We start from the raw sequence: 24,949 nt of genomic DNA on the forward strand, positions 1-24,949 counted from the left end.
AGCAGGCGGCATGCCACACTGTGGTCATGGTCCAGACCTCCCGCTCTTTCATCAATGTCGGCACCTTGGTCGGTGACCACGCACGCGCGGCCATGCTGTCGACGTTGATGGATGGCCGCGCACACACGGCATCCGAGCTGGCTGGCGTGGCCGGCATCTCGCCACAGACGGCAAGCAGTCATCTACGGCGGTTGCTCGATGGCGGCATCCTGGCCGTAGCTGTGCAGGGACGTCACCGTTATCACCGTCTGGCCTCGACCGAAGTCGCCGACATGCTGGAAGGCATCCTGCGTTTCAGCGATCAACTGCCACAGCGCTCTCCGCGAGCCGTCCGGGTCGATGCCGGCTTCCGTCGGGCACGCAGCTGCTATCAGCACCTGGCAGGTGAATACGCCGTCGCCATCTCTGACCATCTGCTGGGTACCGGGGCGATCACCGCATCAGCAGACCACTGGCAGCTGACGGCTCATGGCGCCGACGTCCTGCGCGCCGTGGGCGAGCCGCTGGCAGAGCTGATCGCGCGATCACCGCGGGTGAGGCCCGAGCGCTACTGCCGCGGCTGCCTGGACTGTACCGAGCGTCGTCCGCACATGGCCGGCATGGTCGGCGAAGCCATGCTGCAGAGTTTCCTGCTGAACCGCTGGCTGCACCGCCTCGAGGGGCGGCGCGAACTGCGGATCACGCCAGCCGGGCAGGCGGCGTTCCGCAGCTTGTTCGACGTGGGCGCCTGAGACCCGCCACGCGCCCCTGTCAGTCTCAGCCGGCCACGACATGGCGACGGGGTATGGTCGAGTTCTGGTCTTCGGGAGCAGCAATGGCAGGCAAGGACATGAGGGGCTGCATGCATGATGCAGCTGGCGGGCAATGAGCAGATCCACCGCAGATGTGCGCTGGCTTACATTCCGGCTGAAGAACGGGCAGTCCATCGGCCCCGATCAACTGAAGGACGGCTGGGTCCTCGCCTCGGAGAGCCGTCATTGCGACGTGCGCCGCGAGCGCATCGAGGGCGCAGGCGTGGTCTATGCGCTGTACGGTCCGCCGGATCTTCCGTCGCCCCGCCGCGCAGAGCTGCGCATGCGCGACTTCCTCATGCGCTCCGGCTATACCTTCACCATGGGTACGCTGGGTCACTGATCCGGTTGGGCATTCAGCGGGCAACCGCTGCTGCCTTGAGCGCCTCGACTACCTGTGAATCGGTAAAGCCACAATGGCCCTCGCCAACCGCAGGCGGCACGCGCGGTGATGGCGTAGTGGTGTCATTTCCTGGACGCCGTCGCACCGCAGGGGATGCGATGCATCGGGAAATCCGTCGCTTGGGCAGGGTTGTCCCGCGCGATCGAAATGCGTGCGTGCAGGCGCTGGCTATCGACGCGGCGATAGCGGATCCGCTGCGGGAAATCATTGCGGCGGTTTTCAAATACGGCTTCGTTGCCATCAATGTGCGTGGTGGTGAAGTCGGTTGCATCACGGCCCGAGGGCAGGGCGGTGAACACCAGACGACCATCGTCATGCTGCCGCAGCTGCATGAATTCAAATCCGACGGTACGCCCATCACGCAGGCTGCGGCTGCTGCCCAACATCGTTCCGCCGGCCAGGCTGGACCACTGTTCGCCGGCGCCAGCGGGCCGCCCGTCAATCTGCCAGCAACCGGCCAACCAGGCCAGGTGCTCGATCGGCTGCGGCAGCTCGGCAGCATATGTGCTTGCCGCTACGCATAGCAGCGGCAGCAGGCTCAAGGCGGGACGGAGCGACATTGCAGCCTCGATAGGCAGGAGGTGTCGCTTGTATAGCGTCGCTCCCGCACGCCGGCCAGTGCCGCGCGCAGCAAGGTCGAATCCGATACGATCTGGCGTATCTGCCTCCCTTCGTTTGACCTGGAGTCCCGCCATGGCCGATCGTCTCGCCATCCTGCTCGAACGCTTCGCGGTCACCGCCTCGGTGTTCCATGCCGGCGCGCTGTGTGGCATCAACAGCCTCGAAGGAGAGGGCGAGGCCGGCCAGTTGCATCTGGTGCGGCGCGGTCCGTTGCAGGTCAGTCATGGGGCGCAGACGATGCAGGTCGACGTTCCCAGCCTGCTGCTGTATCCGCGCCCGCTGCCGCATCGCTTCCACACCGATCCCCAGCTCGGCGCCGACATGGCCTGTGCCAACCTCCACTTCGAGGGCGGCAGGCTCAACCCGATCAGTGCGGCGCTGCCCGACTTCATCTGCCTGCCGTTGGCCGAACTGTACGGTGGCCATGCCGCGCTGGAGCTGCTGTTCGAAGAGGCATTCGAGCAGCGCTGCGGTCGCACGGTGATGGTCAACCGCCTGTTCGAGGTGGTGATGATCCAGGTGCTGCGGCAGTTGATGGAGGGCGGCGAGATGCGCGGCGGCCTGTTCGCCGGGCTTGGCCATCCGCGGCTGCGGTTGGCGCTGGTGGCGATGCATGAGGCACCGGCGCAGGCGTGGACACTGGAAGATCTGGCCGACGTTGCTGGCATGTCGCGCAGCGTGTTCGCCGCCAGTTTCCGCGAGGCCATGGGAACCACCCCCGGGCATTACCTGCAGGGGTGGCGGGTAGGCCTGGCGCAGCAGGCGCTGCGCCAGGGGCGACCGTTGAAACGGATCGCCGACGAGGTCGGCTATGGCAGCGAGGCGGCGTTGTCGCGCGCGTTCAAGGCGCACACCGGGCAATCGCCACGGCAGTGGCGCGGGCAGGCGCGCGTTGCCGCGAGCTGAGTGTCACCCCAGCGCGAGCCGGGTCAGCTTCATGCCGGCGAACAGCCCGGCCAGGCCAAGGGCGACCGAGCCCCCCGCGTAGAGAGCGGCCAGCCCATGCTGGCCCCGCTGCAGCAGCAGGCCGGTTTCCAGCGAGAAGGTGGAGAAGGTGGTGTAGCCGCCAAGAATGCCGGTGGCCAGCAGCAGGCGCAGTTGTGGCGAGGCGCCGTTGCGCAGGGCAAATGCCTCCACCACTACACCCATCAGCAAGGCGCCGCTGATGTTGACCAGAAAGGTCGACCAGGGCCACGAACTGCCGACGGCGACGCGGGTGCCGATCAGGTTGCAGGCGTGGCGCAGGCAGGCGCCGACACCGCCGCCCAGGAATACCAGCACATAGTTGTTCAATGTCTGCATTGCTTGCCTCGCGTGCGTGTTCGCAGGTTCGACGGCGTACGCAATGGCGGGCAATACCTGCCATCGACGAACGCCGGGTTCGTCGCAGCAGGAGCCATCAGCCATCTCAGGCGGTTATCGGGGGAGCCCCATCCCCATCGACGGCCATGCTACCAGCCCGCGATGGGTCAGGGCAGGGCCGTCATCACCACGCGTGCGACCTTGCCGCGGCTGACGCCCTCCATCAGCAGGTCATGGGCCATCAGCCCCAGCGTGGCCTCGCGGCGGTAGCCGACTTCCAGGCCTCGCTCGGCAAGGATGTGGGCGACCAGCTCATAGGCCGCTTGCCAGACATCCAGATGGGCTTCGCTGGGCATGTGCATGTAGGCCGTGCCGCGTTCGCCGACGCCCCGTCCCAGCGGGCCGAACAGCAGCTCGCGCGGGTCCAGCTTCACCGCATCGGCGATGCGGAACAGCTGTTCGGCTTTCACGTGGTTGGCTTTGACGTGGTCGTTGAGCCAGTTGCTGACCGTTGCCGTCGTCGTTTCGGCGGCACGCGCCAGGTCGGCCGGGCGTGCATGCCCGGCGTCCTTCATGGCGACCGCGAGTCGTTGTCCAAGAGTATTCATCTATGCAAGCCAGCTTAACGCGTGGAATCGAAAGAGGCCTTGGCGCAAGAATAAGTTTGATGATGAAAGGGATCGAAAATGGACGAATTCTGGAGCAAGCGGCAGGTCCGCATGCGGCTGGGCTTTTCCACCGACGCAGAGCTCGCCAAGCTCTTTGGAATCAGCAGATCCGCTGTCTCGCAATGGCCCAGAGGCTTTCCCATCCCGCCGCTGAGGCGCTACATCCTGCAACAGCGTTACCCTGCGTTGTTCCCGATGGATCAGGGGCCAAGCGATGAAACGGCATGAGATGCGTCTAGGCCTGTCGCAGACAGACCGCTAAGATCAATGTGCTAAGCATGCTTAGCAAGATAGGCAGAATCGATCGCCACGCTCGCAGCGACGGCCTGATCTGTGATGGGTACCCGGCTTCGCTGGCGGGCGGTGTCGACATCGGCACGGAGATTCCCGATCTCCTTCGTGACCGTCCTTCATGAACGATTAATAATTTCAATCGCGAAAGTCGCGTCTTGTAATTGACGTGTCGTGAAATCTATGACTAATTGGCATCAACCGGTTGTGAAGGCCGGGAGTCTTTCAGTAGCTCGCAAGTGAATCGGTCGACCGTCAACGATGCAGAACAAGTCCAACGGAGGTCGTATGGAATACGGCATGCATGGCTTGGCTGAACGGGTACGCCGCGAACTGGAAGCCAGTTATCACAAACACGGATGCGGTCCGGCGTTCTGGGATACCTACCAGCAGGTGCTTGACCGTCTGGTTCCGCAGGGGACCGGGCGGACCGATGTCACCAACGAAATGGCGCTGATCATCGAGCAACTGGGCATCGTCCGTCGTGCCCAGCTGGTACCGCCGCGCCCGGGCGACCCGGGCTGACTCAGAGCAGGCGCCAGGCGCCACAGGCCAGCAGGGCCAGCAGCATCGATGCCAAGGCGGTGGTGCGGGGGCGCCACCACCTACGTGGCTGGCCGGCCATCACCTGCGGGCTGCAATAGCTGATCAGGCCGGGCCCGAAGCCCGCCTGCTGCTGTTGCCGGGTGCATGCTTGCAGACAGGCGCCACAGGCCAGGCAGTCGGCCTGTGGGCCATGGCGGATGTCCAGCTGCATCGGGCAGGCGCTTACGCAGGCCATGCAATCGATGCAGTCGCCCAGGCGATCTGCACTGAAGGTCGGCATCGGTCCGGCCAGCAGTGGATGTGCGGCACGGAAAACGTAGTCCTGCGCGGTGGTCGGGTCGAGCAGCCCACGACCGCGGCCGAGCACGCCGCCCAATGCCGGCGGGCGCGCACCGCGCGGTTCACCACGGCGCGGGTCATACAGCATGCGCGGGGTGTGCGGGTCGGTCAGCAACGGCTGCATGCGCGCGAATGGACAGAGCGATCGGCACACCTGTTCGCGCAGGAACCCGGCGTTGCCCCAGGTGGCGGCGGCATAGAACAGCACCCAGAAGGTCTCCCAGCCGCTCCAGCCGCCATCGAACGCGCCGGCGACCAGTTCGCGGATCGGGCTGAAGAATCCCACGAAGGTGATCCCGGTCCACAGCGACAGCAGCAGCCAGGCCAGCTGGGTGGCCGGTCGCGCCAGCTGCGCTGGCAGGGCGCGGGACAGTGCCTGCGCGATCCCGTCGAAGGCCCGTGTCCACAGCGTCTGCGGGCAGGCATGTCCGCACCACACGCGGCCGGCCAGATGGGTGAGCAGGGCCAGGCCCACCGCCATCACCGCCAGCAGGCCCAGCAGCACGCCGACGTCATCCGGCCACAGGGTCCACGCGAACAGGTCGAAGCGGCGTGCGTCGAGGTCCAGCAGCAGGGCCTGCCGGCCATCCCACTGCAGCCACGGCAGCGCATGGAACAGGACCAGCAGCGCAAGGCCCAGGGTGCGGCGCCAATGCCACGGGCGCGGTGGCGGCGAAGCGATGATGCTCATCCCAGCGGCATCTCCTCGTCCTCGTCGTTCGGCATCGGCCGCAGCAGGTAGCCGGTCACCGCGCTGGAAAGTGCGGTGACGGCCCAGAACATGAAGAACCCTGCGGTGTAGCCCAGCTCACGGCTGATGGCCGTACCCGGGAAGCTGATCGCCTGCAGCCGCAGTGGATCGACGAACGCAAAGAACACCACGCAGGCCAGGCCGGCGGCGATGAAGCTGGGCCACAGGACTGCGCCCCAATGCTGGATCAGCCGCTGGCGGCTGGAAGACGGTGTGTTCATGCGGGTTCGGGTCGAAGAAGAGGGCGGCGCGTATACTTCGCCGTGGTTGGCGCAGCATCCGCAGGGCATGCTTCCTGCAGGCGTGTCAGCCTAGGTGCGCCGCAGTGCGCTGACATTGATCTGGATCAACAGTAGTGGTGGCGGCCTGCGGCACACTGCCGATCCGCATTTGGTGCCCTGATGAACGCAACGCCCAAGACCGATATTCCCGTTGCTTCACCAGAGCTGTGCAGCGAGGAGGAAGTGACCCGGCTGGTTCACGATTTCTACGCGCGCGTGCGTGACGAGGAGCGTCTGGGGCCGGTGTTCGAAGGCCACGTCAAAGACTGGCCCGAACACCTCGCCCAGCTCGTGGATTTCTGGTCGGCGATGCTGCGCGGGACGCGCAGGTTCAAGGGCTCGCCGATGTCCAAGCACATGGCAATCGATCTGGAAAAGGATCTGTTTGATCGCTGGCTGGTGCTGTTCCACATCACCACCGCCGAATGCAACAACCCGCCGATGCAGGCGCTGGCCGACGATGTGGCCGCCCGCATCGCCGAGACCTTCTGGCGCCGCTACCAGATGCTGCGCTGGCCGCAGGTCATGCTGCCGGTGCTGGGCGTCCCCGCCAAGGATTGATCTGGGTCAAGGCGCACCGCCTGGCTTGGCGCGATGCTGGCGCCATGGACACGTTCTCTCCCGCTGCCGGTGGCCTGGCCTGGACCTTCGATCCCGATCTGCTGCGCCGGCATGACCGGCCCGGCCCGCGCTACACCTCCTATCCCACCGCGCCGCACTTCCATGACGGCTTCGATGCGCCGGCGCTGCGCCAGGCGATCGCCGACAGCAACCCGCTGGCGCGCGCGCTGTCGTTGTACGTCCATGTGCCGTTCTGCTCCAGCCCCTGCTTCTACTGTGGCTGCAACCGGGTGATCACCCGCGACCGCGGACGTGGCCACAGCTACGTGTCACGCGTGCTGGCCGAGGCGGACCTGCTGGCACCGCAGTTCGCCGACGGCCGTGAAGTGATCCAGCTGCACCTCGGCGGCGGCACGCCGAATTTCCTGGATGCCGATGCGATGACGGCGCTGGTCGAAGGCCTGCGCCGGCGCTTCGATTTCAGCGATTCCTCGCAGCGTGATTTTTCCATTGAACTGGACCCGCGTTTCATCGACACCAGCGACGTGGCGATGCTGGCCCGGCTCGGCTTCAACCGCGCCAGCCTGGGTGTGCAGGATTTCGATCCGCAGGTGCAGGAATCGATCAATCGCGTGCAGGGCGTGCGGCAGACGCTGGACATCCTGCGCGCGTGCCGCGACAGCGGCATGCGTTCGGTCAATGTCGATCTGATCTACGGCCTGCCCGGCCAGAGCCTGGAGGGCTTCGGCCGCACCCTGGAACTGGTGCTGGCGCTGCGCCCGGATCGACTGGCGGTGTACGGCTACGCGCACCTGCCACACCTGTTCCGCGCGCAGCGGCAGATCGACGAAAGCCGCATGCCGTCGCCGGAAGACAAGCTGGCGCTGCTCGGCCTGGCGGTGGAGCGCCTGTCCGCGGCCGGCTACCAGTACATCGGCATGGACCACTTCGCATTGCCGGAAGAAGATCTGTCGCGTGCCCAGCGCGCCGGCCAGCTGCATCGCAACTTCATGGGCTATACCACCCACGCCGACACCGATCTGCTTGGCCTCGGCGTAAGTGCGATCAGCCACATCGGTGCCACCTACAGCCAGAATCCGCGCGACCTGCCATCGTGGGAAAACGCGGTGGACCAGGGACAGTTGCCGGTCTGGCGCGGCGTCGCGCTCAGTGCCGACGACGAGCTGCGCGCCGAGTTGATACAGCAGTTGATGTGCCAGGGTGAAGTGGATGGCACGTCACTGGCCCAGCGCCATGGCGTCGACTTCGAAACCTATTTCGCCGAAGACCTGCAGGCCGTGCAGCGCCTGCAGCAGGATGGCCTGGCCGAGTACCGCGATGGGGTGGTGCGCACCAGCGAGCCGGGGCGGCCGCTGCTGCGCCTGCTGGCGATGTGCTTCGATCCCTATCTGCGTGTCGCCCAGGAGCAGCCGCGCTACTCGCGGGCGATCTGAGCGCAGGCCTCAGCGCTTGCCGACGCCGCGTTCGGGGTGGCGCGCGGCCATGCCGCCGCTGGAGGTGGTGGTCCAGTTGCCGCTGAGATCGCGCACGCTGGTCGAGTAGGAGCCATCGCTGTATTCGGTGCGCCACCTGCCGCTCAGGTCACGCTTGCTGACGGAGTAGGCGCCGTTGCTGTACTCGGTGCGGATGTTGCCGCTCAGGTCGGTGCTGCTGTTGGAGTAGCTGCCATCGCTGTGGGTGGTGCGCTTGCGGCCACTCAGATCGGTGGTGGTGGTCGAGCGGCTGCCGTTGCTGTGCTCGGCGATCTCGCGGCCGGACAGATCGCGCTTGATGCGGCTGGACGATCCGTCGCTGTTGCGGATATCCCGACTTCCGTCGAGGTTGCGGTGGCTGTCCGAACGGCTCTGTGCCGATGCGGGCGCGGTGGCCTGCGCGAGCAGCGTGACCAGCGCCAGCGATGATGCGAGCCATATCCACTTCATGGGGGATCTCCTTATGCGTCGTTCGGCGGCCGGGGCGGCGCGTCCGATTCTGCCATGCCGGCCTGAAGCCGTCTCGAACGCAGCGACGGCAGCCGAATGGTCGCATCCCTTTCGGTGGGCTGCTGTAAAAACAGCGATGCGCGGGCCTGGTGCGGGGGCATCGATGCGTGATTGGGTGGTGCCCGGAGCCGGGATCGAACCGGCATGGGGTTGCCCCCGGCGGATTTTAAGTCCGATGCGTCTACCAGTTTCGCCATCCGGGCCTGCAGCGCGCGCCGATTGTAACGGAATCGCCGCCGCTGCCGCCGGCTAACGCTGCTTTTACGCAGTCGGGCGCGGGGCTGGGTACAGTCCGCCAACGTTTCCGGGAATGGCGATATGCGTGCACGTGGTGGCAGGCGATGGATCGGATGCAGTGCCATGCTGGGGCTGATGCTGGCGATAGGCTCTGCCGCCGCGCAGCAGGTACCAGCGCCCACGGGCCCGGTGGTGGACATGGACACGGTGCAGGTCACCGGTGAACAACCCGGCCCCGGCCTCTGGAAGGTCACCGCTCCACAGGGGCATGTGCTGTGGATCCTGGGGACGGTCTCGCCGTTGCCAAGCGGCGTGCAATGGCGCTCGGATGAAGTCGAACGGACCATCGCCGGTGTCGACCATGTGCTGGGCGATCCCGGTTTCAGCCTGGATGCGAAGATCGGTGTGTTCAAGGGCCTGACCCTGCTGCCGCTGGCGATGAAGACCGCGCGCGATCCGCAGGGGCGCACGCTGGATCAGATCCTGCCGGCGGCAACGTACGCACGCTGGCTGGGGCTGAAACAGACCTACCTGGGCAATGACCGTGGCGTGGAAAAGGACCGTCCGCTGGTGGCCTCCGGTCGCCTGTACCAGGCGTTCCTCAAGCGCAACGGCCTGCGCGACGGCAAGCAGGTGAAGGAAGCGCTCGGGCGCGCCTACAAGGCCCGCGACCTGAAGCCGGAAGACGTGCAGGTGAAGCTGAAGGTCGACGACATCCGTGGCACGTTGAAGGAACTGCAGGCCACCGAAGTCGATGACCGCGCATGCTTCGAACGCACGCTCGACACCGTGGAATTCCAGGCACCGGTGTTGCGTGAGCGGGCCAATGCCTGGGCACTCGGCGATGTCGCTGCACTGCGTCGGCTGTCGGCTTCGGCGATGGCGCAGACCTGCCGCGAACTGCTGCAGGATTCGGCCTTCGTGCGCAGGCGCGGCTGGAGCGACATGCCGCAGCAGGTGCGCACGCGCTGGCTGCAGGGCGTGGATGCGGCGTTGGCCCATCATGCGGGCACCTTCGCGACGGTGCCGGTCAGCCTGCTGCTGGGCGAAGGCTATCTGGACGCGCTGGTGCAGCGCGGCTACCAGGTAGAGGCGCCGCCGGAATAACCAACGCTTGAAGTCCTCGTGCTTCCTGTCATATTCCTCTGCACTCAGGAGGGGAGTGATGGACATGCCGTTGCATGCGTATGCCTATGTCAGCACGGCCAGGGAGGGACTGGACGTGCCCGAGCTCGATGCGCTGCTGGCCGATGCGACCGCCTTCAATCGCATGGCCGGAGTCACCGGGGTGCTGATGTTCGATGGCAGCCGTTTCCTGCAGTACATCGAAGGTCCGCGGGATGGTCTGGCCTCGGTGCACGCGCGCATCAGCAACGCGCGGCGCCACGGCAGCGTCGTCCAGCTTGCCGCAGGCCCGATCGCGACCCGCTGGTTCCCGCGCTGGACGATGGCCAACCGGCATGTGGATCCGGCGACGCTGGCCAGCATCGTAGCGGCCCCGTGGCACGGTTTCAGCCTGGAACAGAACCATCTGGACCACGGTTTCTGCCTGTTGCTGCGGGCCTGGACCGGGGGCCACGGCGAGCTCGAGCCGGCTGCCGTCAGCCTCGGATCCTGATCCGGGGCGTGGTCTGCCGCCGCCGCCGCGGTTAACCTTGTCGGCATGATTGCCTGCACCCGGACCCTCGCATGACCCAGTGGACCCCGTCGCCAGCTGCCGGACGCCGCGCATGAGCGCGCCCATCGGCGCAGCCCAGATGCCGTCTCCGGCCATCATCGGCCTGGGGTACGTCGGGCTGCCGTTGGCGGTGGCCTTCGGCCGCCAACTGCCCACCCTGGGGTACGACATCGATGCCGCACGCATCGCCGAACTGGCCGGCGGGCAGGACCACACGCTGGAGATGGAGCCGGACGAACTGGCCAGCGCGTCGCTGCTGCGCTACAGCAGCGATCCGGCACAGCTGGACGCCTGCAACATCTACATCGTCACCGTGCCCACGCCGATCGATGCCTACGAGCAGCCCGATCTGGAACCCTTGCGCTCGGCGACGCGACTGATCGCCAGCCATCTTCGCGCCGGTGACCTGGTGATCTACGAATCCACCGTCTACCCGGGTACCACCGAAGAAGTCTGTGTGCCGTTGCTGGAGCAGGGCTCGGGCCTGCGCTTCAACGAGGATTTCTACTGCGGCTACAGTCCCGAGCGGGTCAGCCCCGGCGACCGCCAACGGCGCCTGGCCGACATCCGCAAGATCACGTCCGGTTCAACGCCGGAAGTGGCGGTGGTGGTCGATGGCCTGTACCAGCGGATCATCACCGCCGGTACGTTCCCGGTGCCGTCGATGCGGGTCGCCGAAGCGGCCAAGGTGGTGGAGAACATCCAGCGCGACGTCAACATCGCGCTGGTCAACGAGCTGGCCCTGATCTTCGATCGTCTCGGCATCGATACCCAGGATGTGCTCGACGCCGCAGGCAGCAAATGGAATTTCCTGCCGTTCCGTCCGGGGCTGGTGGGAGGCCACTGCATCGGCGTGGACCCGTACTACCTGCTGCACAAGTCCGAAAGCATGGGCTACCACCCTGACCTGATCCATACCGCGCGGCAGGTCAACAACCGGGTGGGCGAACATGTGGCTACCCGTGTGTTGGCGATGCTGGCCGAGCGAGGTCGTGCGCCGGCGCAATCGCGCATCCTGGTGCTGGGCGTGACCTTCAAGGAGGATTGCCCGGACCTGCGCAACAGCCGCGCGCTGGAACTGGCGCAACGGCTGACCGACAGTGGCGCGCAGGTGGACGTCAGCGATCCCTGGGTGGGGCCGGCCGCACTGGCGGACGAAGGTGTGAACTGGTTGGCCGAGCCGGTGGCCGGCAGCTACGACGCGGTGGTGCTGGCGGTGGCGCATGAGCGCTTCAAGGCGATGGACATTGCCCACATCCGCAGTCTGCTGGCACCCGCTGGACTGGTCTACGACGTGAAGTCTGCCTGGCCGCGCAGCGTGGTCGACGATCGCCTGTAGGTGCTTGCGCGGTAGACTCGGGGGCAGTTGCAACCGAGGAACGCCATGCACCGGTATATCGTCTACCTGCTCGCCATCCTGATGTTTCCGATCTGCCTGTGGCTGGCCACGATCTGGCCGGCCTGGTATTGGGGCGTCGGCCTTACAGCCGCGATGGTGGCGCTGGGGACCTGGGACCTGCTGCAGAAGCGCAGCACCCTGCGCCGCAACTATCCGGTGATGGCGCACTTCCGCTACGGCCTGGAATCCATCGGTCCGGAGATCCGCCAGTATTTCGTGCAGAGCGATCTGGAAGATGTGCCGTTCTCGCGGCAGCAGCGCGCGCTGATCTACCAGCGTGCCAAGAACCAGATGGACACGGTGCCCTTCGGCACCCTGCGCAGCACCTACGCGGTGGACTACGAATGGATCAACCATTCGCTGGCGCCGACCACCATCGCCAAGCACGATTTCCGCGTGCTGATCGGTGCGAACTGTGCCAAACCCTATTCGGCGAGCGTGTTCAACATCTCGGCGATGAGTTTCGGCTCGCTGTCGGCCAACGCGATCCGCGCATTGAACGAAGGCGCGCGCCGGGGTGGCTTCTACCACGACACCGGCGAAGGCTCGATTTCGCCCTATCACCGTGAGATGGGCGGCGACCTGGTCTGGGAGATCGGCTCGGGCTACTTCGGCTGCCGCGACGACAAGGGTGGCTTCAGCGAGGAACGCTTCGTTGCCAATGCCAACCACGATCAGGTCAAGATGATCGAGATCAAGCTGTCGCAGGGTGCCAAGCCCGGCCACGGCGGCGTGTTGCCGGCGCCGAAGGTGACGGCCGAGATCTCGGTGACCCGTGGCGTGCCGATGGGCGTGGACTGTGTGTCACCTTCGCGCCATTCGGCGTTCTCCACGCCGGTTGAACTGCTGCAGTTCGTCGCCCGCCTGCGCGAGCTGTCCGGTGGCAAGCCGGTCGGCTTCAAGCTGGCCATCGGCCACCCGTGGGAATGGTTCGGCATCGCCAAGGCGATGCACGAGACCGGTCTGCTGCCTGACTTCATCGTCGTCGACGGCGCCGAAGGCGGTACCGGTGCGGCACCCGCCGAGTTCGTAGATCACGTGGGTGTGCCGATGCACGAGGCGTTGCTGCTGGTGCACAACACCCTGGTGGGCCTGGACCTGCGCGAGCACATCCGTATCGGCGCGGCCGGCAAGATCACCAGCGCGTTCGATATCGCCCGCACCATTGCGATGGGCGCCGACTGGTGCAATGCCGGGCGCGGTTTCATGTTCGCGCTGGGCTGCATCCAGTCGCTCAGCTGCCATACCGACAAGTGCCCGACCGGCATCGCTACCCAGGATCCGGCGCGCTGGAAGCATCTGGATGCACCGGACAAGGCCACGCGCGTGTACAGCTTCCACGAGCACACCCTGCATGCGTTGAAGGAGCTGCTGTGTGCGGCGGGCTTGAACGATCCGGCCGAGCTTGGCCCGGAACACATCCTGCGCCGGGTGTCGCCGGTCGAGATCCGTTCACTGGCCTCGTTGTACCGCTACCTGGAGCCGGGCGAGCTGCTGCACAAGGTGCCCGACCACGCGGTGTTCCATTCGTTCTGGGCCGATGCGCGCAGTGATTCCTTCCAGCCGCCGCCGAAGATCCAGGCGCTGCGGGCCAGCAAATCGCGATGATCGCGTAGTAGAGCCGAGCCGGTGCTCGGCTGTACGAAAGCCAGAAACATACGGAGATTGCATGCAGTTCAGGACCGGCACCAACGATGATGTGAGCACGCTGTGGGCATTGCGTACGCGTTGCGTACGCGAGCTGTGCAGCAGCCACTATCCGCCAGAGGTGATCGCGCCGTGGTCGGCATCGCCACCGCCGGTGCAGTACTCGCGGTTGCTGGGGCAGGGCGGCTGTGTCGTCGCCGAGGATGATCGGGGCGACGTGCTGGGGTTCGGTGTGCTCGATGTCGAGGGTAATGAGATCGACGCGCTGTTCGTTGATCCGGCTCAGGGCGGGCAGGGGGTTGGCCAGGCGCTGATGCAGCGGCTGCTGGCGATGGCCGATCCAACACGCGAGGTGGTGTTGTCGGCCTCGCTCAATGCCGTGCCGTTCTACCAGCGGCAGGGCTTTGTCGCCGAACGTGAGGAACTGTATCCGCACCCGAGTGGCGTAGCGCTGGCGTCGGTGAAGATGCGCCGGCCGGCCTGATATCCCCGGCGCTACTGCGGGTGGATCAGCGCGTGGCCAACCACGCCGTCACGCCCTCTGCCGCGCGCAGTCCGCTGGCATAGCACGCCGTCAACAGGTAGCCACCGGTCGGTGCTTCCCAGTCCAGCATTTCTCCCGCGCAGAACACCCCCGGCAAGGCACGCAGCATCAAGCCGTCGTCCAGCGCACCCAGGCGCACGCCACCGGCCGTGCTGATCACCTCGGCCATCGGCCGCGGGCGCAGCAGGCGCAGCGGCAGGCGCTTCAGCGTGGCGATCACGGCGGCCAGATCATTGCCGGCATCCTTGCCCAGTGTTTCAAATACCAGTGCAGTCTTTACTGCGTCCAGCCCCGCCTGGCGACGCAGGTGTTCGCCGAAGCTGCGACCCTTGCGCGGCTGCGAGAGATCTGCCTGCAGGCGCGCCTCGTCGCGGCCCGGCACCAGGTCCAGCCACAGCGTGGCGTGGCCGTCGCGGTTGATGGTGTCGCGCAGGTCGGCCGACAGGGCATAGATCAGGCTGCCTTCGATACCGTACTCGCTGGCCACGCATTCGCCCTGCAGCGAGCGGGGCTCACCGTCGAGGTCACGCCAATGCGCGACGATCGGCTTCAGTGGTGCACCCGCGTGGCGCTGCGCGAAGAACGGTGTCCAGGCAACGTCGAATCCGCAGTTGGCCGATTGCAGCGGCGCGATATCCACGGCGCGGGCCTGCAATGCCGGAACCCATGCGCCGTCGCTGCCGAGCTGCGGCCAGCTTCCGCCACCCAGCGCCAACACGGTCGCGTCGGCGCGCACGTCCAATGCCCCGTTTTCGGTGGCAAAGCGCAGTGCGCCGTCTTCGCCCCAGCCCAGCCAGCGATGGTTGACGTGCAGGCGCACGCCCTGTTCCTTCAGCCGGCGAACCCAGCCGCGCAGCAGCGGTGCGGCCTTGCGGTCGACCGGAAACACGCGGCCGGAACTGCCGACGTAAGTTTCCACACCCAAGCCCGCTGCCCAGTCGCGCAGCGCCTGTGCGTCAAAGCCGTCCAGCCAATGGCCAACATTGGCGGCCTGCTCGCGGTAGCGGCTGTCGAACAGCGGGCGTGGGTCGGAATGGGTGAGGTTGAGCCCACCCTTGCCAGCAATCAGGAACTTGCGGCCCGGCGAGCCCTTGGCCTCGTACAGATCAACGTCGAGTCCGGCCGCGCGCAGCCGTTCGGCGGCAAACAGACCCGCCGGGCCGCCGCCGATGACGGCGACGCGACGCGGCGGGAGTACGTCACTGTTGGACATTGAGCAGCTCGACATCGAACACCAGCGACGAACCTGCCGGGATCGGGCCGACCTGGCGATCGCCATAGCCGAATTCCGGCGGAATCATCAGCGTGCGCTTGCCGCCGACCTTCATGCCGGCCACGCCTTCATCCCAGCCACGGATGACCTGGCCGGCGCCCAGCGTGAAGGTGAACGGCTCGCCGCGTTCGACCGAACTGTCGAAGGTCTTGCCGTGCTTGTTGTCGGCGCGCTCGTCGTAGATCCAGCCGGTGTAATGCACGCTGACCTTCTGGCCCGGCACGGCCTCGGCGCCGCTGCCGGGCTGGGTATCGATGCGCTCGAAAGCGGCGATGGTGCCTCCCGGCGGCGGGCCAGGCGGCTCCGACGAGCAACCAACGGCGGCGAGGGACAGCAGCAGGGGAAGCAGCAGGCGGCGCATCGGCGTCTCCGTGGGTGATGAGTCAAGGGCGGCAAGGTTAGCGCATCGGCGCCGGGTATCATGGGCACATGGCAAAACTCCTGCTCAATCTGCGCAATGTCGGCAACGACGAGTATGCCGATGTCTGCACGCTGCTCGACCAGCACGGCATCGCCTGGTACCGCACCGAACCCAGTCCCTGGGGCATCTCCAATGGCGGCCTGTGGCTGCGCGAGGATGCCGACCAGCCGCGAGCCAAGGCGCTGATGGCCGAGTACCAGGCGGCCCGCGGCGTACGGGTGCGCGCCGAGCGCGAGCAGGCCCTGCGCGATGGCACCGCCGAGACCTTCGGCAGCCTGTTCCGGCGCCGCCCTGCGTTCGTGGTGCTGGTGCTGCTGGGCATGGCGGTGGCGGCGGCACTGGTGCTGCTGCCGTTCATGCTGCTGCGGGGGTAGGGGGTTCGGCCGGGTTGCACCCGGCACCCGCAGAAGCAACGGCAACAGCAACAGCAACAGCGGGCGTTCCGTGGAGGGCGGGGCGGTGTGGGCAGGCGGGGGACGGCAAAAGCTGCTCCTGCGTGCCTCGTAGAGCGCCATCCATGGCGCTCTGCGCCCCCTCCTGCCCACACCGCCCCCGCCTCTGACAGTTCCCGTGATCTGCGGGGTCGGATCCCTCTGCTGCGCAGAGGGCTCCGACCCGTGAATCTGTCGATGGGGGCGGTCAGGCGGTAAAATGGCGGGATGATCGCCAATACCGCTGCCTATCATTTCGCCGTCATCGACGCTCCCCAGGCCCTGTGCGACCAGCTGCAGGCGCGTGCCGAGGCGGCTGGCCTGCAGGGCACGATCCTGGTGGCGGGCGAGGGGCTGAACCTGTTCCTGGCGGGGGCACCGTCTGCTGTCGATGGCTTCTACGCGGAACTGCGTGCGGATGCGCGCTTCGCCGACATGCGGGTCAAGACCAGCTTCAGCGAGCACCAGCCGTTCGCGCGGCTGAAGGCCAAGGTCAAGGATGAGATCATCAGCTTCCGCCGGGACGATGGCCAGCCGCTGGACTACCCGCGCGCGCCGGCGATCGATCCCGCCACGGTGCAGCGCTGGCTGCGGCAGGGGCACGATGATGCCGGCAAGCCGGTGGTGATGCTCGATACGCGCAACCTGCAGGAAATCGAGTACGGCACCTTCAAGGACGCGCTGGTACTGCCCATCCACAAGTTCACCGATCTGCCCGAAGCACTGGCACCCCATCGCGAAGCGCTGAAGGACAGCACCGTGGTCAGTTTCTGCACCGGCGGCATCCGCTGCGAGAAGGCGGCGCTGTGGATGCTCAACGACGGCATGGACAACGTGCTGCAGCTCGATGGCGGCATCCTCGGTTACTTCGAGGACGTGGGCGGCGAGGGCTACGAAGGCCGCTGCTTCGTGTTCGACGAACGGGTGGCGCTGGATGCCGAACTGAAGCCGCTGGTGGACGAACCGTTGCCGGAACCCCGCCCCAGCGCGTTCTGACCCGCCTTGTGTAGAGCCGAGCCCACGCTCGGCTGCTGTGCACCGGGGAAATGCAGCCGAGCGTGGGCTCGGCTCTACACAGGCCGGTGGCGCTGAATCCGTCCCACAGGAATCAGCGTCCCGCCACCGGCACTGGCCGTGGGGGCAGGGCGACCCCATCAACAGGGGATCCTGTAACGGAAAACCGCCTGATGATCCCGTTGTCGATCCTCGACCTGGCCCCGGTCTGCGAGGGCAGCGATACCACTGCTGCCTTCGCCAACATGCTCGAACTGGCCCAGCATGCTGACGCGCTGGGCTACCGCCGCTACTGGCTGGCCGAACACCACAACATGCCTGGCATCGCCAGTGCCGCCACCGCGGTGCTGATCGGCCATGTGGCCGGTGGCACCCAACGCATCCGTGTCGGCGCCGGCGGCATCATGTTGCCCAACCATGCACCGCTGCAGGTGGCTGAGCAGTTCGGCACGCTGGCCTCGCTGTACCCGGACCGTATCGACCTGGGCCTGGGCCGCGCACCGGGTACCGACCAGCCGACCGCGCGCGCCCTGCGCCGCTATTTCGACAGCGCCGACCAGTTCCCGCAGGACGTGCGCGAACTGCTGCACTACTTCGAACCGGTGCAGCCCGGCCAGGCGGTGCAGGCGGTACCGGGTGGCGGCCTGCGGGTGCCGACCTGGATCCTTGGTTCCAGCCTGTTCGGCGCGCGCATGGCCGCCTCTATGGGCCTGCCGTACGCCTTCGCCTCGCACTTCGCGCCCGATTCCATGGATGAAGCGCTGGCGGTGTACCGCCGTGAATTCCGCCCTTCGGCCACGCTCAAGCAACCGCATGCGATGCTGGCATTGAACGTGGTGGCCAGTGACAGCGAGGCCGAATCGCGCCGGCTGTTCACCAGCCAGCAGCAGAGCTTCGTCAATCTGCGTCGTGGCCGTCCGGGCAAGATCCCGGCGCCGATCGACGACATCGAAGCGTTCTGGGAACCGCACGAGAAGCTGGGCGTGGAGCGGGCGCTGGCGTGCACGGTGCTGGGTGATCCACAGCAGGTGGCCGACGGCATCGCAGCCTTCGTCGAACGCCACCAGCCCGACGAACTGATGCTTACCGCCAACCTGTACGACCATCGCGCGCGCCTGCGTTCGTTCGAGCTGGCGATGCACGCGTGGCACGCCCGCCACGCGGGCTGAACAATTGCGTCACGGCAATTTGCGGCGCGAACGCGTCTGATGGGGTTCCCCTCTCTGGAGTCCCCCATGGACGAGTCCCGCACCGAACACATTGCCCAGCTGGCCGAACTGATCAAGGACGTGGAGGTGGCGATGTTCACCACCCGCGGCGTCGACGGGCGTCTCTACAGCCGCCCGCTCGGCACCCAGCAGGTCGCCTTCGATGGTGACCTGTGGTTCGCCACCGCTGCAGACAGCCCCAAGGTGGCGGAGATCGCGCTCGACCCACGGGTCAACGTCGCCTATGCCTCACCGTCGAAGAACACGTATGTCTCGGTGGCGGGTGTGGCGCGCATCGTCGATGACCGTGCCAAGGTCGAAGAGCTGTGGTCGCCGGCGATGAAGCTGTTCTTTCCCGGTGGCCCCGATGATCCGAAGCTGCGGCTGATCCACGTGCGTGCAGAAACCGCCGAGTACTGGGACGGGCCGGGCACGCTGTTGGGCTCGGCCCTCAGTTTCGTGTTGTCGGCCGTGCAGGATGAGCCGGCCCGGTTGGGCGACAACGGCTTCATCGACCTGCGTTGAGGTGCCGCATCCACGCATGGCGTGGATCTACTGGGTTCAAGGTAGATCCGCGCCAGTCGTGGATGCGCGCGATCGAAAGTAGATCCACGCCATGCGTGGATGCAGGTGATTCGAAGTAGATCCACGCCATGCGTGGATGGGAATCGCGCGGTAATTGCCTGCGCTCAGAACCAGCGCTGGAACAGTTCGACGGTGTAACCCACCAGTTGCCCGGAACTGAAACCAAAGAACGCGATCGCCACCACTGCAGCCACCCAGTTGAACAACATCAGCGCACCGTCGCGCTCGAGCAGCGCCAGCGCGAACAGCAGCAACTGGAAACCGAACAGGTAGTTGGTGAACGGAATCGGCAGCGACAGCAGCAGGCCAAGCAGCACCAGCAGCAGGCCGCTGAAGGCGTGGGCCGGGGCAGGCGTCAGCAGCTGTGGCATGCGCGGCTTGAGCATGCGGTCGAGCCGGCGCAGGGCACCGTCGATGCGGTCCAGGAACCGGTGCATGGTGCCGCGCTTGGGCCCACGCCGGGCGATGAATCCCGGCAGCCAGGGCCGGCGCATGCAGAACAGCATCTGCAGGCCGATCAGGATCACCAGCGGCCCACTGACCGCGCCGCCCAGCCCCGGGATGGGGATGAAGGCCGGCAGGATGGCGACGAACAGGAATACACCGAAGGCACTCTGCTGCAGATCCTGCAGGATCTGCCCCAGCTTCATGTGCTGGGCCGGGTCACCGAAGGCGAACATCGCCAGCAGGGTGCGGATGCCCTCGTTGCGGTACTCCGGCGGCGCAGCGTCGGGGCCAGACTCAGGCGGTGAGCTCATCGGCCTGCTCGTCGGACAGGGTGCGAAGCAGCAGCTTGTCCACGCGCGCGCCGTCCAGATCGACCACCTCGAAGCGCCAGCCGGCCCAGTCGAAGTACTCGCCCGCGTGCGGGATGCGGCCGAAGAAGTGGATGCACATGCCGGCCAGGGTGTAGTAGTCGCCATCCTCGGCGTCGGGCAGGTCGTTGCTGCCGATCAACTCGCGCAGATCCTCGATCGGCAGCGAGCCGTCCACCAGCAGCGAACCGTCTTCACGGGTCACCACCAGCGCGTCTTCGTCGGCATTCTCCGTTGCCTGCAGGCGGCCGACCACCGCGCCCATCAGGTCGCTGATGGTCACCAGGCCCTGGATCTCGCCGTACTCGTCCACCACCAGCGCCATTGACTGCTGTTCTTCGCGGAAGATCTCCAGCAGCTTCATCGCATGGGTGGATTCAGAGACGTACAGCGGCTCGCGCAGGGTCTGGAACAGCGCGTTGTCGCCGCGCGCCATGCGCGTGGCCAGCGATTTCAGCTCAAGCACGCCGACCACGTCCATGTCGTTGTCGCGGTACACCGGGTACCGCGAGAACTCATGCTCGGCCATGATCTCCAGGTTCTTGTCCAGGCCACCCAGCGTGTCCAGCCAAGCGATCCGGTTGCGCGGGGTCATCAGGCTGTCGGCGGTACGGTCGCCGAGGCGCATCACGCGGTTCATCATGTCGCGTTCGTGGCTGTCGATCACGCCGGCTTCGTGGCTCTCTGCCACCAGCATGCGGATCTCCTCTTCAGTGACCGAGGCGACCTCGTCCTTGCCCAGGCCGAACAGGCGCAGCACCAGCTGGGTGGTCTTGGACAGCAGCCAGACGAAGGGGAAGGCCAGCTTGGCCAGCCAGCTCATCGGCAGCGCCACCAGCCCGGCGATGTCCTCCGAGCGGGTCAGGGCCAGGCGCTTGGGCACCAGTTCGCCGAAGATCAGCGTGATGAAGGTGATGAAGGTGACTGCCAGCGCCTTGCCAACCGCGCCGGCATAGGCAAAGCCCGGCATCAGCCCCTGGATCCAGCCGCCGATGGCCTCGCCCAGCGCTTCGCCGCCGAGGAAGCCGGTCAGCACGCCGATCACGGTGATGCCGATCTGTACGGTGGACAGGAACGCTTCCGGCTTCTCCGACAGCTCCAGCGCCTTGGCCGCGCGCTTGGAAGTGCCGGCCAGCTGCTTCAGGCGGCTCTTGCGCGAGGTCATGACCGACATCTCGGACATGGCAAAGAAGCCGTTCAACAGAACGAGCGCGAAGACAATCAGGATCATTTCAAACACGGGCATCGTCCCCGGTTGGTGACAGGGAGGGCGGGTGCTTGCGATGGCGGCAGGCGCTCAGGAACAGGGTCCGGCGCGGCGCTGGGGGATAAGGGTCGTCGTCCATAAGGTGCGCCCGAAGGCGCGCTGGCATCTTAGCAAAGGGCCGTGGCTGGGTGGCAAATGCCTGTTCAGTTTTGGGCCTTCCAGCCCCGAAAAGGGGGCAGGGATACCCGTGATGGTCATCTAGCCGTCATAATTCGCCCTGGTGCCGTCCTTCCCGCGACGGCTGACAGGTTTCTCAATGTTCTCTCTGCAGACCATTTTCGGTTCCGGCAAACAGTTCTACACCCTGCTTGATGAGGCTGCCGTCGCGGCTTCCGATGCCGCCAAGGCACTGCATTCGATGCTGCGCGACGCCGATCGCCAGCCCGCCCTGGATGCCTTCAAGCTGGCCCGTCTGCGCGAACGCGCGGCCTCGGACAAGATCAGCCAGGCGCTGGTGGACAGCTTCATGACCCCGATCGAGCGCGAAGACATCGAAGCGCTGGGCTCGGCCCTGTACAAGATTCCCAAGCAGATCGAGAAGTTCGCCGATCGCTATTCGCTGGCCACGACCCACCTGGAGCACATCGACTTCGCGCCGCGCGCGGCGATGCTGGAGCAGGCCGCCGGCGTGGTGGTGGAGATGGTCGCCGACCTGCGCCACATGAACCTGGACCGGATGACCGCGCTCAACGAGCGCCTGCGTTCGCTGGAAAACGAAGCCGACCGCCTGATGCTCGAGCTGTACCGCGACATCTACTCCGGTCGCCTGGACAACCTGCAGATGTTCCTGCTGAAGGAATTCTTCGAGATCCTGGAAAAGGCCATCGACCGCTGCCGCGAAGCCGGCGTGGTGGCGTACCAGATCGTGTTGAAGAACAGCTGACGGACGCCACAGCATGCTGACCCTCGTCCTGGTGGTGATCCTGGCCGCGCTCGTTTTCGAGTTCATCAACGGCTTCCACGACACCGCCAACTCCATTGCCACCGTGGTGGCGACCAAGGTGCTCTCGCCCGGTTGGGCGGTGATGCTCGCCGCGTTCATGAACCTGCTGGGCGCACTGACCGGCACCGCCGTAGCCCTGACCATCGCATCGGGCCTGCTCAACACCAACGTGGTCGATGTGACCCCGCAGGTGATCCTGTGCGCGCTGCTGGGCGGCATCATCTGGAACCTGATCACGTGGTGGAAGGGCCTGCCGTCCTCGTCCTCGCACGCGCTGATCGGCGGCCTGTGTGGTGCCGGCCTGGCCGCAGCCCATAACAACTGGGATGCGTTGATCTGGTCGGAGCGCTTCGGCAGCTGGGTGCAGAACAAGGGCCTGCTGTGGAAGGTGTTCGTGCCGATGATCACCTCGCCGATCGCCGGCTTCCTGCTCGGCATCGTGGTGATGGTGCTGCTGTGGGCATTGATCGCAGGTCTGGCCAAGATCGGCGGCGCGATCGGTCGGCTGGCACGCCCGCGCATCGTCAATGCGTTCTTCGGCAAGGCACAGATCGCCTCGGCGGCCTACATGGGCTTCGCCCACGGCCACAACGATGCGCAGAAGACCATGGGCATCATCGCCATGACCCTGATCGGTGCCGAAGCGACCGGCGCGTTGAACGACCTGCCGTCGTGGCTGGCCTTCATGCATCCGGACGCGCACGCCGGTGATGGCATCGCCATGTGGATCGTACTGACCTGCGCGGTGGTGATGGCCGCCGGTACCGCCTCGGGCGGCTGGAAGATCATCAAGACCCTGGGCCACAAGATGGTCAAGCTGCACCCGATCCACGGTTTCGCCGCGGAAACGAGCTCGGCCACCGTGCTGACCGTGGCTGCCCACTTCGGCATGCCGGTGTCGACCACCCACAGCATCTCGACCGCGATCATGGGCGTCGGCTTCGCCAAGAATCCGCGTTCGCTGCGCCTGGGCGTGATCGAGCGCATCGTCTGGGCCTGGATCCTGACCATCCCGGCAGCAGGCGGCTGCGCCTACCTGATCCTGAAGCTGTTCGAACTGTTCGGCTGGGCCTGAAGCCCGAGGCATTGAGGGCAGAGCCCTTTCCCTACGGGAAAAGGATCTGACCCCGGCAAATCAAAAAGCCCGCCGGATTCCGGCGGGCTTTTTTCATGGAAGATCATTTTCCCGTATCCACGCATGGCGTGGATCTACTGCAGGTCGCGTGAACCTGCCAGCGACGGGGTGGGGTGGGTGTGCAGGACCGTTGGCGCCATGGATGGCGCCATCGAGCCCCCAAGGACGGGTTTACGGCGTGTCCTGCACACCCACCCCATCCCGCCGCCCTCCAGAGACCGAGCCTTTGCCGTTGCTCCGGCCTCTGCGGGTGCCGGGCCGCAGGCCCGGCCCACACCCCCCTCAATTGCGCTGGAACAGCGCCTGCACATCCCTGCGGAACGCCGCCTGGCTGTCCGCCCGGCTGTAGAACATGTGCCCGCCCGGATAGCTGCGCACCTGCACGCGGTCCGGATTGCTGCCCATCGTCGGCATCTGGTCCACCGTCAGGATCGAGCCCATGAACGGGCACGACAGGTCATTCCAGCCATGCACGATCAGCACCTGCAGATGCGGGTCGATCGCCACGGCCTGGCGCAGCTGGGTCACTGCGCCCTCGCGCAGGTCGCCATTGCGATCCCACAGACGGTTCACGTCGTAGTTCAGCGCCTGGTAGCGCGCATCCACCTTCCAGCCGACCTCGCGGGTGACGAAGTCGACCATCGCGGTGGTGGTCGGCGCGATGATGCTGTCCAGCAGCGGATCGTTGGCGCGCTGCTCCGGATCGTTCGGGAACGGATCGAATGCCGTGACGTTGGAGTCGTAGCGGCTGCCCAGCGTGCCCTTGTCGCGGAACACCTCGCGCAGGTAGGCCTGGGTCTCCAGGCGGCCACCGGCGCGGCGCACGAACTGCGGGTCCAGGCCGGTCAACGCGGCCACCCGGCGCAGCATCGCCTCGGTCGCCTGCGGATCACTACGGCCCTTCATCAGCGCGGTGGCGTAGTCGCCGCGGGTGTACTCGACCACCTCGCGCATCGCCGCGTCGGTCAGCTTGCCCTGGCGCTCCAGGTGCGCCGCCGCGATCGAGGGCAGGGTCTGCATCCACGCCATCGGCGAAACATCGGCGTTGTCTTCCAGGGTCGGGCTCAGGTACGGCGACACCAGCACCAGGCCGTTCATCGCCACGCCCAGGCGGGTCTGCAGGAAGTGGGTGATGCGCGGGCCGCGGTAGCCGCCGTAGCTTTCGCCGGTCAGGTACTTGCGCGAGGCCATGCGCTGGTTGCGCAGCAGCCAGTCGTAGATCGAGCGCGACAGGTACTCGATGTCGGCGCTGGGGGTGTACAGCTGCTTCTTCGCTTCGTCATCGCCGATGCGCGCGCGGCTGAAGCCGGTGCCTACCGGGTCGATGAACACCAGGTCGGTGAAGTCCAGCCAGGTGCCGGGGTTGTCGTGCAGCTTCGCTGGCGCCGATGCGCTGTCGCCTTCCGAACCGAAGGTCACCACCTTCGGGCCGATGGCGCCCAGGTTGAGGTACACCGACGACGCGCCGGGGCCGCCATTGAGGGCGAAGGTCACCGGTCGATCCTTGCCCGGCAGGGTGTAGGCGGTGAACACCACATCGGCGATCACCTTGCCCTTCGCATCGCGTACCGGCAGCGTGCCGACGGTGGCGGTGTAGTCAAGGGTGCGGCCCGCCAGGCGCATGCTCTGGCGAGCCGACGCATCGGCCGGCAGCGGAACGGCTTCGGTCTTCTCTTCTTTCGTTTCGGAGGCGCTGTCAGCAGCAGGAGCGGCCAGCGCGCAGGCAGGGGCGATCAGCAGGCCGACGCAGAGCGCGGCAGAGTGCAGCAGGAACTTCATGGCACCGGAACGGCAG

The 24,949-nt window shown here is 66.3% G+C and carries 29 protein-coding genes, 1 tRNA gene and 1 riboswitch; of the genes, 18 read left to right on the forward strand and 12 right to left on the reverse strand.

Annotated elements, in window-relative coordinates; genetic code table 11:
- The first annotated feature begins 26 nt into the window (after positions 1 to 26).
- Together CR919_RS11065 and CR919_RS11070 are read left to right on the forward strand one after the other, a co-directional pair.
- Positions 27 to 731, forward strand: coding sequence for a winged helix-turn-helix domain-containing protein (locus CR919_RS11065; protein ID WP_099820064.1), 705 nt, complete (start codon positions 27 to 29; stop codon positions 729 to 731).
- Between the two features lie 133 nt (positions 732 to 864).
- The gene (locus CR919_RS11070; protein ID WP_089240177.1) at positions 865 to 1,134 is read left to right on the forward strand and encodes a hypothetical protein; all 270 of its coding nucleotides are present in this window, start codon (positions 865 to 867) and stop codon (positions 1,132 to 1,134) included.
- A gap of 122 nt (positions 1,135 to 1,256) precedes the next feature.
- Here CR919_RS11070 and CR919_RS11075 read toward each other — a convergent pair whose 3' ends face one another.
- Positions 1,257 to 1,889 (reverse strand): DUF6265 family protein, encoded by a 633-nt coding sequence (locus CR919_RS11075; RefSeq protein WP_243380087.1) that lies wholly within the window; start codon positions 1,887 to 1,889, stop codon positions 1,257 to 1,259.
- On the opposite strand from CR919_RS11075, the gene CR919_RS11080 reads away from it, so the two are divergent.
- Entirely contained in the window at positions 1,888 to 2,721 is an 834-nt protein-coding gene (locus tag CR919_RS11080; RefSeq protein ID WP_099820066.1) for an AraC family transcriptional regulator, read from the forward strand. The two genes, CR919_RS11075 and CR919_RS11080, sit on opposite strands and share 2 nt — an antisense overlap.
- Positions 2,722 to 2,724: 3 nt before the next feature.
- On the opposite strand, the gene crcB is transcribed toward CR919_RS11080, so the two are convergent.
- Together crcB and CR919_RS11090 are read right to left on the reverse strand one after the other, a co-directional pair.
- On the reverse strand, positions 2,725 to 3,117 hold the full coding sequence (gene crcB, locus CR919_RS11085; protein WP_099820067.1) for a fluoride efflux transporter CrcB: 393 nt from the start codon (positions 3,115 to 3,117) through the stop codon (positions 2,725 to 2,727).
- A gap of 81 nt (positions 3,118 to 3,198) precedes the next feature.
- A riboswitch (Fluoride riboswitch) is annotated at positions 3,199 to 3,262 on the reverse strand.
- 22 nt (positions 3,263 to 3,284) lie between these two features.
- Positions 3,285 to 3,725, reverse strand: a complete 441-nt coding sequence (locus CR919_RS11090; protein ID WP_223880016.1) for a helix-turn-helix domain-containing protein — start codon at positions 3,723 to 3,725, stop codon at positions 3,285 to 3,287.
- Between the two features lie 78 nt (positions 3,726 to 3,803).
- Here CR919_RS11090 and CR919_RS11095 point away from each other — a divergent pair, with 78 nt between their 5' ends.
- Together CR919_RS11095 and CR919_RS11100 are read left to right on the forward strand one after the other, a co-directional pair.
- Positions 3,804 to 4,013, forward strand: a complete 210-nt coding sequence (locus tag CR919_RS11095) for a hypothetical protein (protein ID WP_099820068.1) — start codon at positions 3,804 to 3,806, stop codon at positions 4,011 to 4,013.
- A gap of 351 nt (positions 4,014 to 4,364) precedes the next feature.
- Complete coding sequence (locus CR919_RS11100) at positions 4,365 to 4,601, forward strand: hypothetical protein (protein WP_025875165.1); 237 nt, start codon at positions 4,365 to 4,367, stop codon at positions 4,599 to 4,601.
- Between the two features lies 1 nt (position 4,602).
- On the opposite strand, the gene CR919_RS11105 is transcribed toward CR919_RS11100, so the two are convergent.
- Together CR919_RS11105 and CR919_RS11110 are read right to left on the reverse strand one after the other, a co-directional pair.
- Positions 4,603 to 5,652, reverse strand: coding sequence for a 4Fe-4S dicluster domain-containing protein (locus tag CR919_RS11105; protein ID WP_099820069.1), 1,050 nt, complete (start codon positions 5,650 to 5,652; stop codon positions 4,603 to 4,605).
- Complete coding sequence (locus CR919_RS11110) at positions 5,649 to 5,933, reverse strand: hypothetical protein (protein WP_099820070.1); 285 nt, start codon at positions 5,931 to 5,933, stop codon at positions 5,649 to 5,651. Before CR919_RS11110 ends, CR919_RS11105 begins: the two co-directional genes overlap by 4 nt.
- Before the next feature lie 180 nt (positions 5,934 to 6,113).
- On the opposite strand from CR919_RS11110, the gene CR919_RS11115 reads away from it, so the two are divergent.
- Both CR919_RS11115 and hemN read left to right on the forward strand, forming a co-directional pair.
- Entirely contained in the window at positions 6,114 to 6,554 is a 441-nt protein-coding gene (locus tag CR919_RS11115; protein WP_099820071.1) for a group III truncated hemoglobin, read from the forward strand.
- 44 nt (positions 6,555 to 6,598) lie between these two features.
- Entirely contained in the window at positions 6,599 to 8,008 is a 1,410-nt protein-coding gene (gene hemN, locus CR919_RS11120) for an oxygen-independent coproporphyrinogen III oxidase (RefSeq protein WP_099820210.1), read from the forward strand.
- Between the two features lie 9 nt (positions 8,009 to 8,017).
- Here the strand turns inward: hemN and CR919_RS11125 are convergent, their stop codons facing one another.
- Positions 8,018 to 8,497 carry a hypothetical protein gene (locus CR919_RS11125; RefSeq protein WP_099820072.1) on the reverse strand — a complete coding sequence of 160 codons (480 nt, stop codon included), beginning with the start codon at positions 8,495 to 8,497 and terminating at the stop codon, positions 8,018 to 8,020.
- A 176-nt stretch (positions 8,498 to 8,673) separates the two neighbouring features.
- A tRNA-Leu gene (locus CR919_RS11130) sits at positions 8,674 to 8,760 on the reverse strand.
- A gap of 157 nt (positions 8,761 to 8,917) precedes the next feature.
- On the opposite strand from CR919_RS11130, the gene CR919_RS11135 reads away from it, so the two are divergent.
- The 5 genes from CR919_RS11135 (at position 8,918) to CR919_RS11155 (ending at position 14,002) form a co-directional block, all read left to right on the forward strand.
- A complete protein-coding gene (locus tag CR919_RS11135) occupies positions 8,918 to 9,901 on the forward strand; it encodes a TraB/GumN family protein (RefSeq protein WP_165787266.1) in 984 nt (327 codons plus the stop codon).
- Positions 9,902 to 9,959: 58 nt separating this feature from the next.
- Complete coding sequence (locus CR919_RS11140; protein WP_240196353.1) at positions 9,960 to 10,412, forward strand: BLUF domain-containing protein; 453 nt, start codon at positions 9,960 to 9,962, stop codon at positions 10,410 to 10,412.
- 112 nt (positions 10,413 to 10,524) lie between these two features.
- On the forward strand, positions 10,525 to 11,811 hold the full coding sequence (locus CR919_RS11145; protein ID WP_099820074.1) for a nucleotide sugar dehydrogenase: 1,287 nt from the start codon (positions 10,525 to 10,527) through the stop codon (positions 11,809 to 11,811).
- Between the two features lie 45 nt (positions 11,812 to 11,856).
- Entirely contained in the window at positions 11,857 to 13,479 is a 1,623-nt protein-coding gene (locus CR919_RS11150; protein ID WP_099820075.1) for an FMN-binding glutamate synthase family protein, read from the forward strand.
- A 61-nt stretch (positions 13,480 to 13,540) separates the two neighbouring features.
- Complete coding sequence (locus tag CR919_RS11155; protein ID WP_099820076.1) at positions 13,541 to 14,002, forward strand: GNAT family N-acetyltransferase; 462 nt, start codon at positions 13,541 to 13,543, stop codon at positions 14,000 to 14,002.
- A gap of 25 nt (positions 14,003 to 14,027) precedes the next feature.
- Here the strand turns inward: CR919_RS11155 and CR919_RS11160 are convergent, their stop codons facing one another.
- Positions 14,028 to 15,275: a TIGR03862 family flavoprotein gene (locus tag CR919_RS11160; protein WP_099820077.1), complete on the reverse strand. Its 1,248-nt coding sequence runs from the start codon at positions 15,273 to 15,275 to the stop codon at positions 14,028 to 14,030.
- The gene (locus tag CR919_RS11165) at positions 15,262 to 15,696 is read right to left on the reverse strand and encodes an FKBP-type peptidyl-prolyl cis-trans isomerase (protein WP_099820078.1); all 435 of its coding nucleotides are present in this window, start codon (positions 15,694 to 15,696) and stop codon (positions 15,262 to 15,264) included. Before CR919_RS11165 ends, CR919_RS11160 begins: the two co-directional genes overlap by 14 nt.
- Before the next feature lie 68 nt (positions 15,697 to 15,764).
- On the opposite strand from CR919_RS11165, the gene CR919_RS11170 reads away from it, so the two are divergent.
- The 4 genes from CR919_RS11170 (at position 15,765) to CR919_RS11185 (ending at position 18,934) form a co-directional block, all read left to right on the forward strand.
- Positions 15,765 to 16,130 carry a DUF6164 family protein gene (locus CR919_RS11170; protein ID WP_099820079.1) on the forward strand — a complete coding sequence of 122 codons (366 nt, stop codon included), beginning with the start codon at positions 15,765 to 15,767 and terminating at the stop codon, positions 16,128 to 16,130.
- A gap of 285 nt (positions 16,131 to 16,415) precedes the next feature.
- Entirely contained in the window at positions 16,416 to 17,183 is a 768-nt protein-coding gene (locus CR919_RS11175) for a sulfurtransferase (protein WP_099820080.1), read from the forward strand.
- A gap of 191 nt (positions 17,184 to 17,374) precedes the next feature.
- Entirely contained in the window at positions 17,375 to 18,370 is a 996-nt protein-coding gene (locus tag CR919_RS11180; RefSeq protein WP_032976501.1) for an LLM class flavin-dependent oxidoreductase, read from the forward strand.
- A gap of 66 nt (positions 18,371 to 18,436) precedes the next feature.
- Entirely contained in the window at positions 18,437 to 18,934 is a 498-nt protein-coding gene (locus CR919_RS11185) for a pyridoxamine 5'-phosphate oxidase family protein (protein WP_099820081.1), read from the forward strand.
- Positions 18,935 to 19,098: 164 nt separating this feature from the next.
- Here the strand turns inward: CR919_RS11185 and CR919_RS11190 are convergent, their stop codons facing one another.
- Positions 19,099 to 19,752: an exopolysaccharide biosynthesis protein gene (locus CR919_RS11190; RefSeq protein WP_099820082.1), complete on the reverse strand. Its 654-nt coding sequence runs from the start codon at positions 19,750 to 19,752 to the stop codon at positions 19,099 to 19,101.
- Positions 19,736 to 21,040, reverse strand: a complete 1,305-nt coding sequence (locus CR919_RS11195; protein ID WP_223880018.1) for a hemolysin family protein — start codon at positions 21,038 to 21,040, stop codon at positions 19,736 to 19,738. The genes CR919_RS11190 and CR919_RS11195 overlap by 17 nt, the downstream gene beginning before the upstream one ends.
- A gap of 292 nt (positions 21,041 to 21,332) precedes the next feature.
- On the opposite strand from CR919_RS11195, the gene CR919_RS11200 reads away from it, so the two are divergent.
- Positions 21,333 to 21,959 (forward strand): DUF47 family protein, encoded by a 627-nt coding sequence (locus CR919_RS11200; protein WP_025878890.1) that lies wholly within the window; start codon positions 21,333 to 21,335, stop codon positions 21,957 to 21,959.
- 13 nt (positions 21,960 to 21,972) lie between these two features.
- On the forward strand, positions 21,973 to 23,094 hold the full coding sequence (locus CR919_RS11205; protein ID WP_099820083.1) for an inorganic phosphate transporter: 1,122 nt from the start codon (positions 21,973 to 21,975) through the stop codon (positions 23,092 to 23,094).
- A gap of 342 nt (positions 23,095 to 23,436) precedes the next feature.
- Here the strand turns inward: CR919_RS11205 and CR919_RS11210 are convergent, their stop codons facing one another.
- Positions 23,437 to 24,933 carry a S10 family peptidase gene (locus CR919_RS11210; RefSeq protein ID WP_099820084.1) on the reverse strand — a complete coding sequence of 499 codons (1,497 nt, stop codon included), beginning with the start codon at positions 24,931 to 24,933 and terminating at the stop codon, positions 23,437 to 23,439.
- Positions 24,934 to 24,949 lie beyond the last annotated feature (16 nt).

The organism is Stenotrophomonas sp. LMG 10879, assembly GCF_002750935.1.
GTDB classification, from domain to species: Bacteria; Pseudomonadota; Gammaproteobacteria; order Xanthomonadales; family Xanthomonadaceae; genus Stenotrophomonas; species Stenotrophomonas lactitubi_B.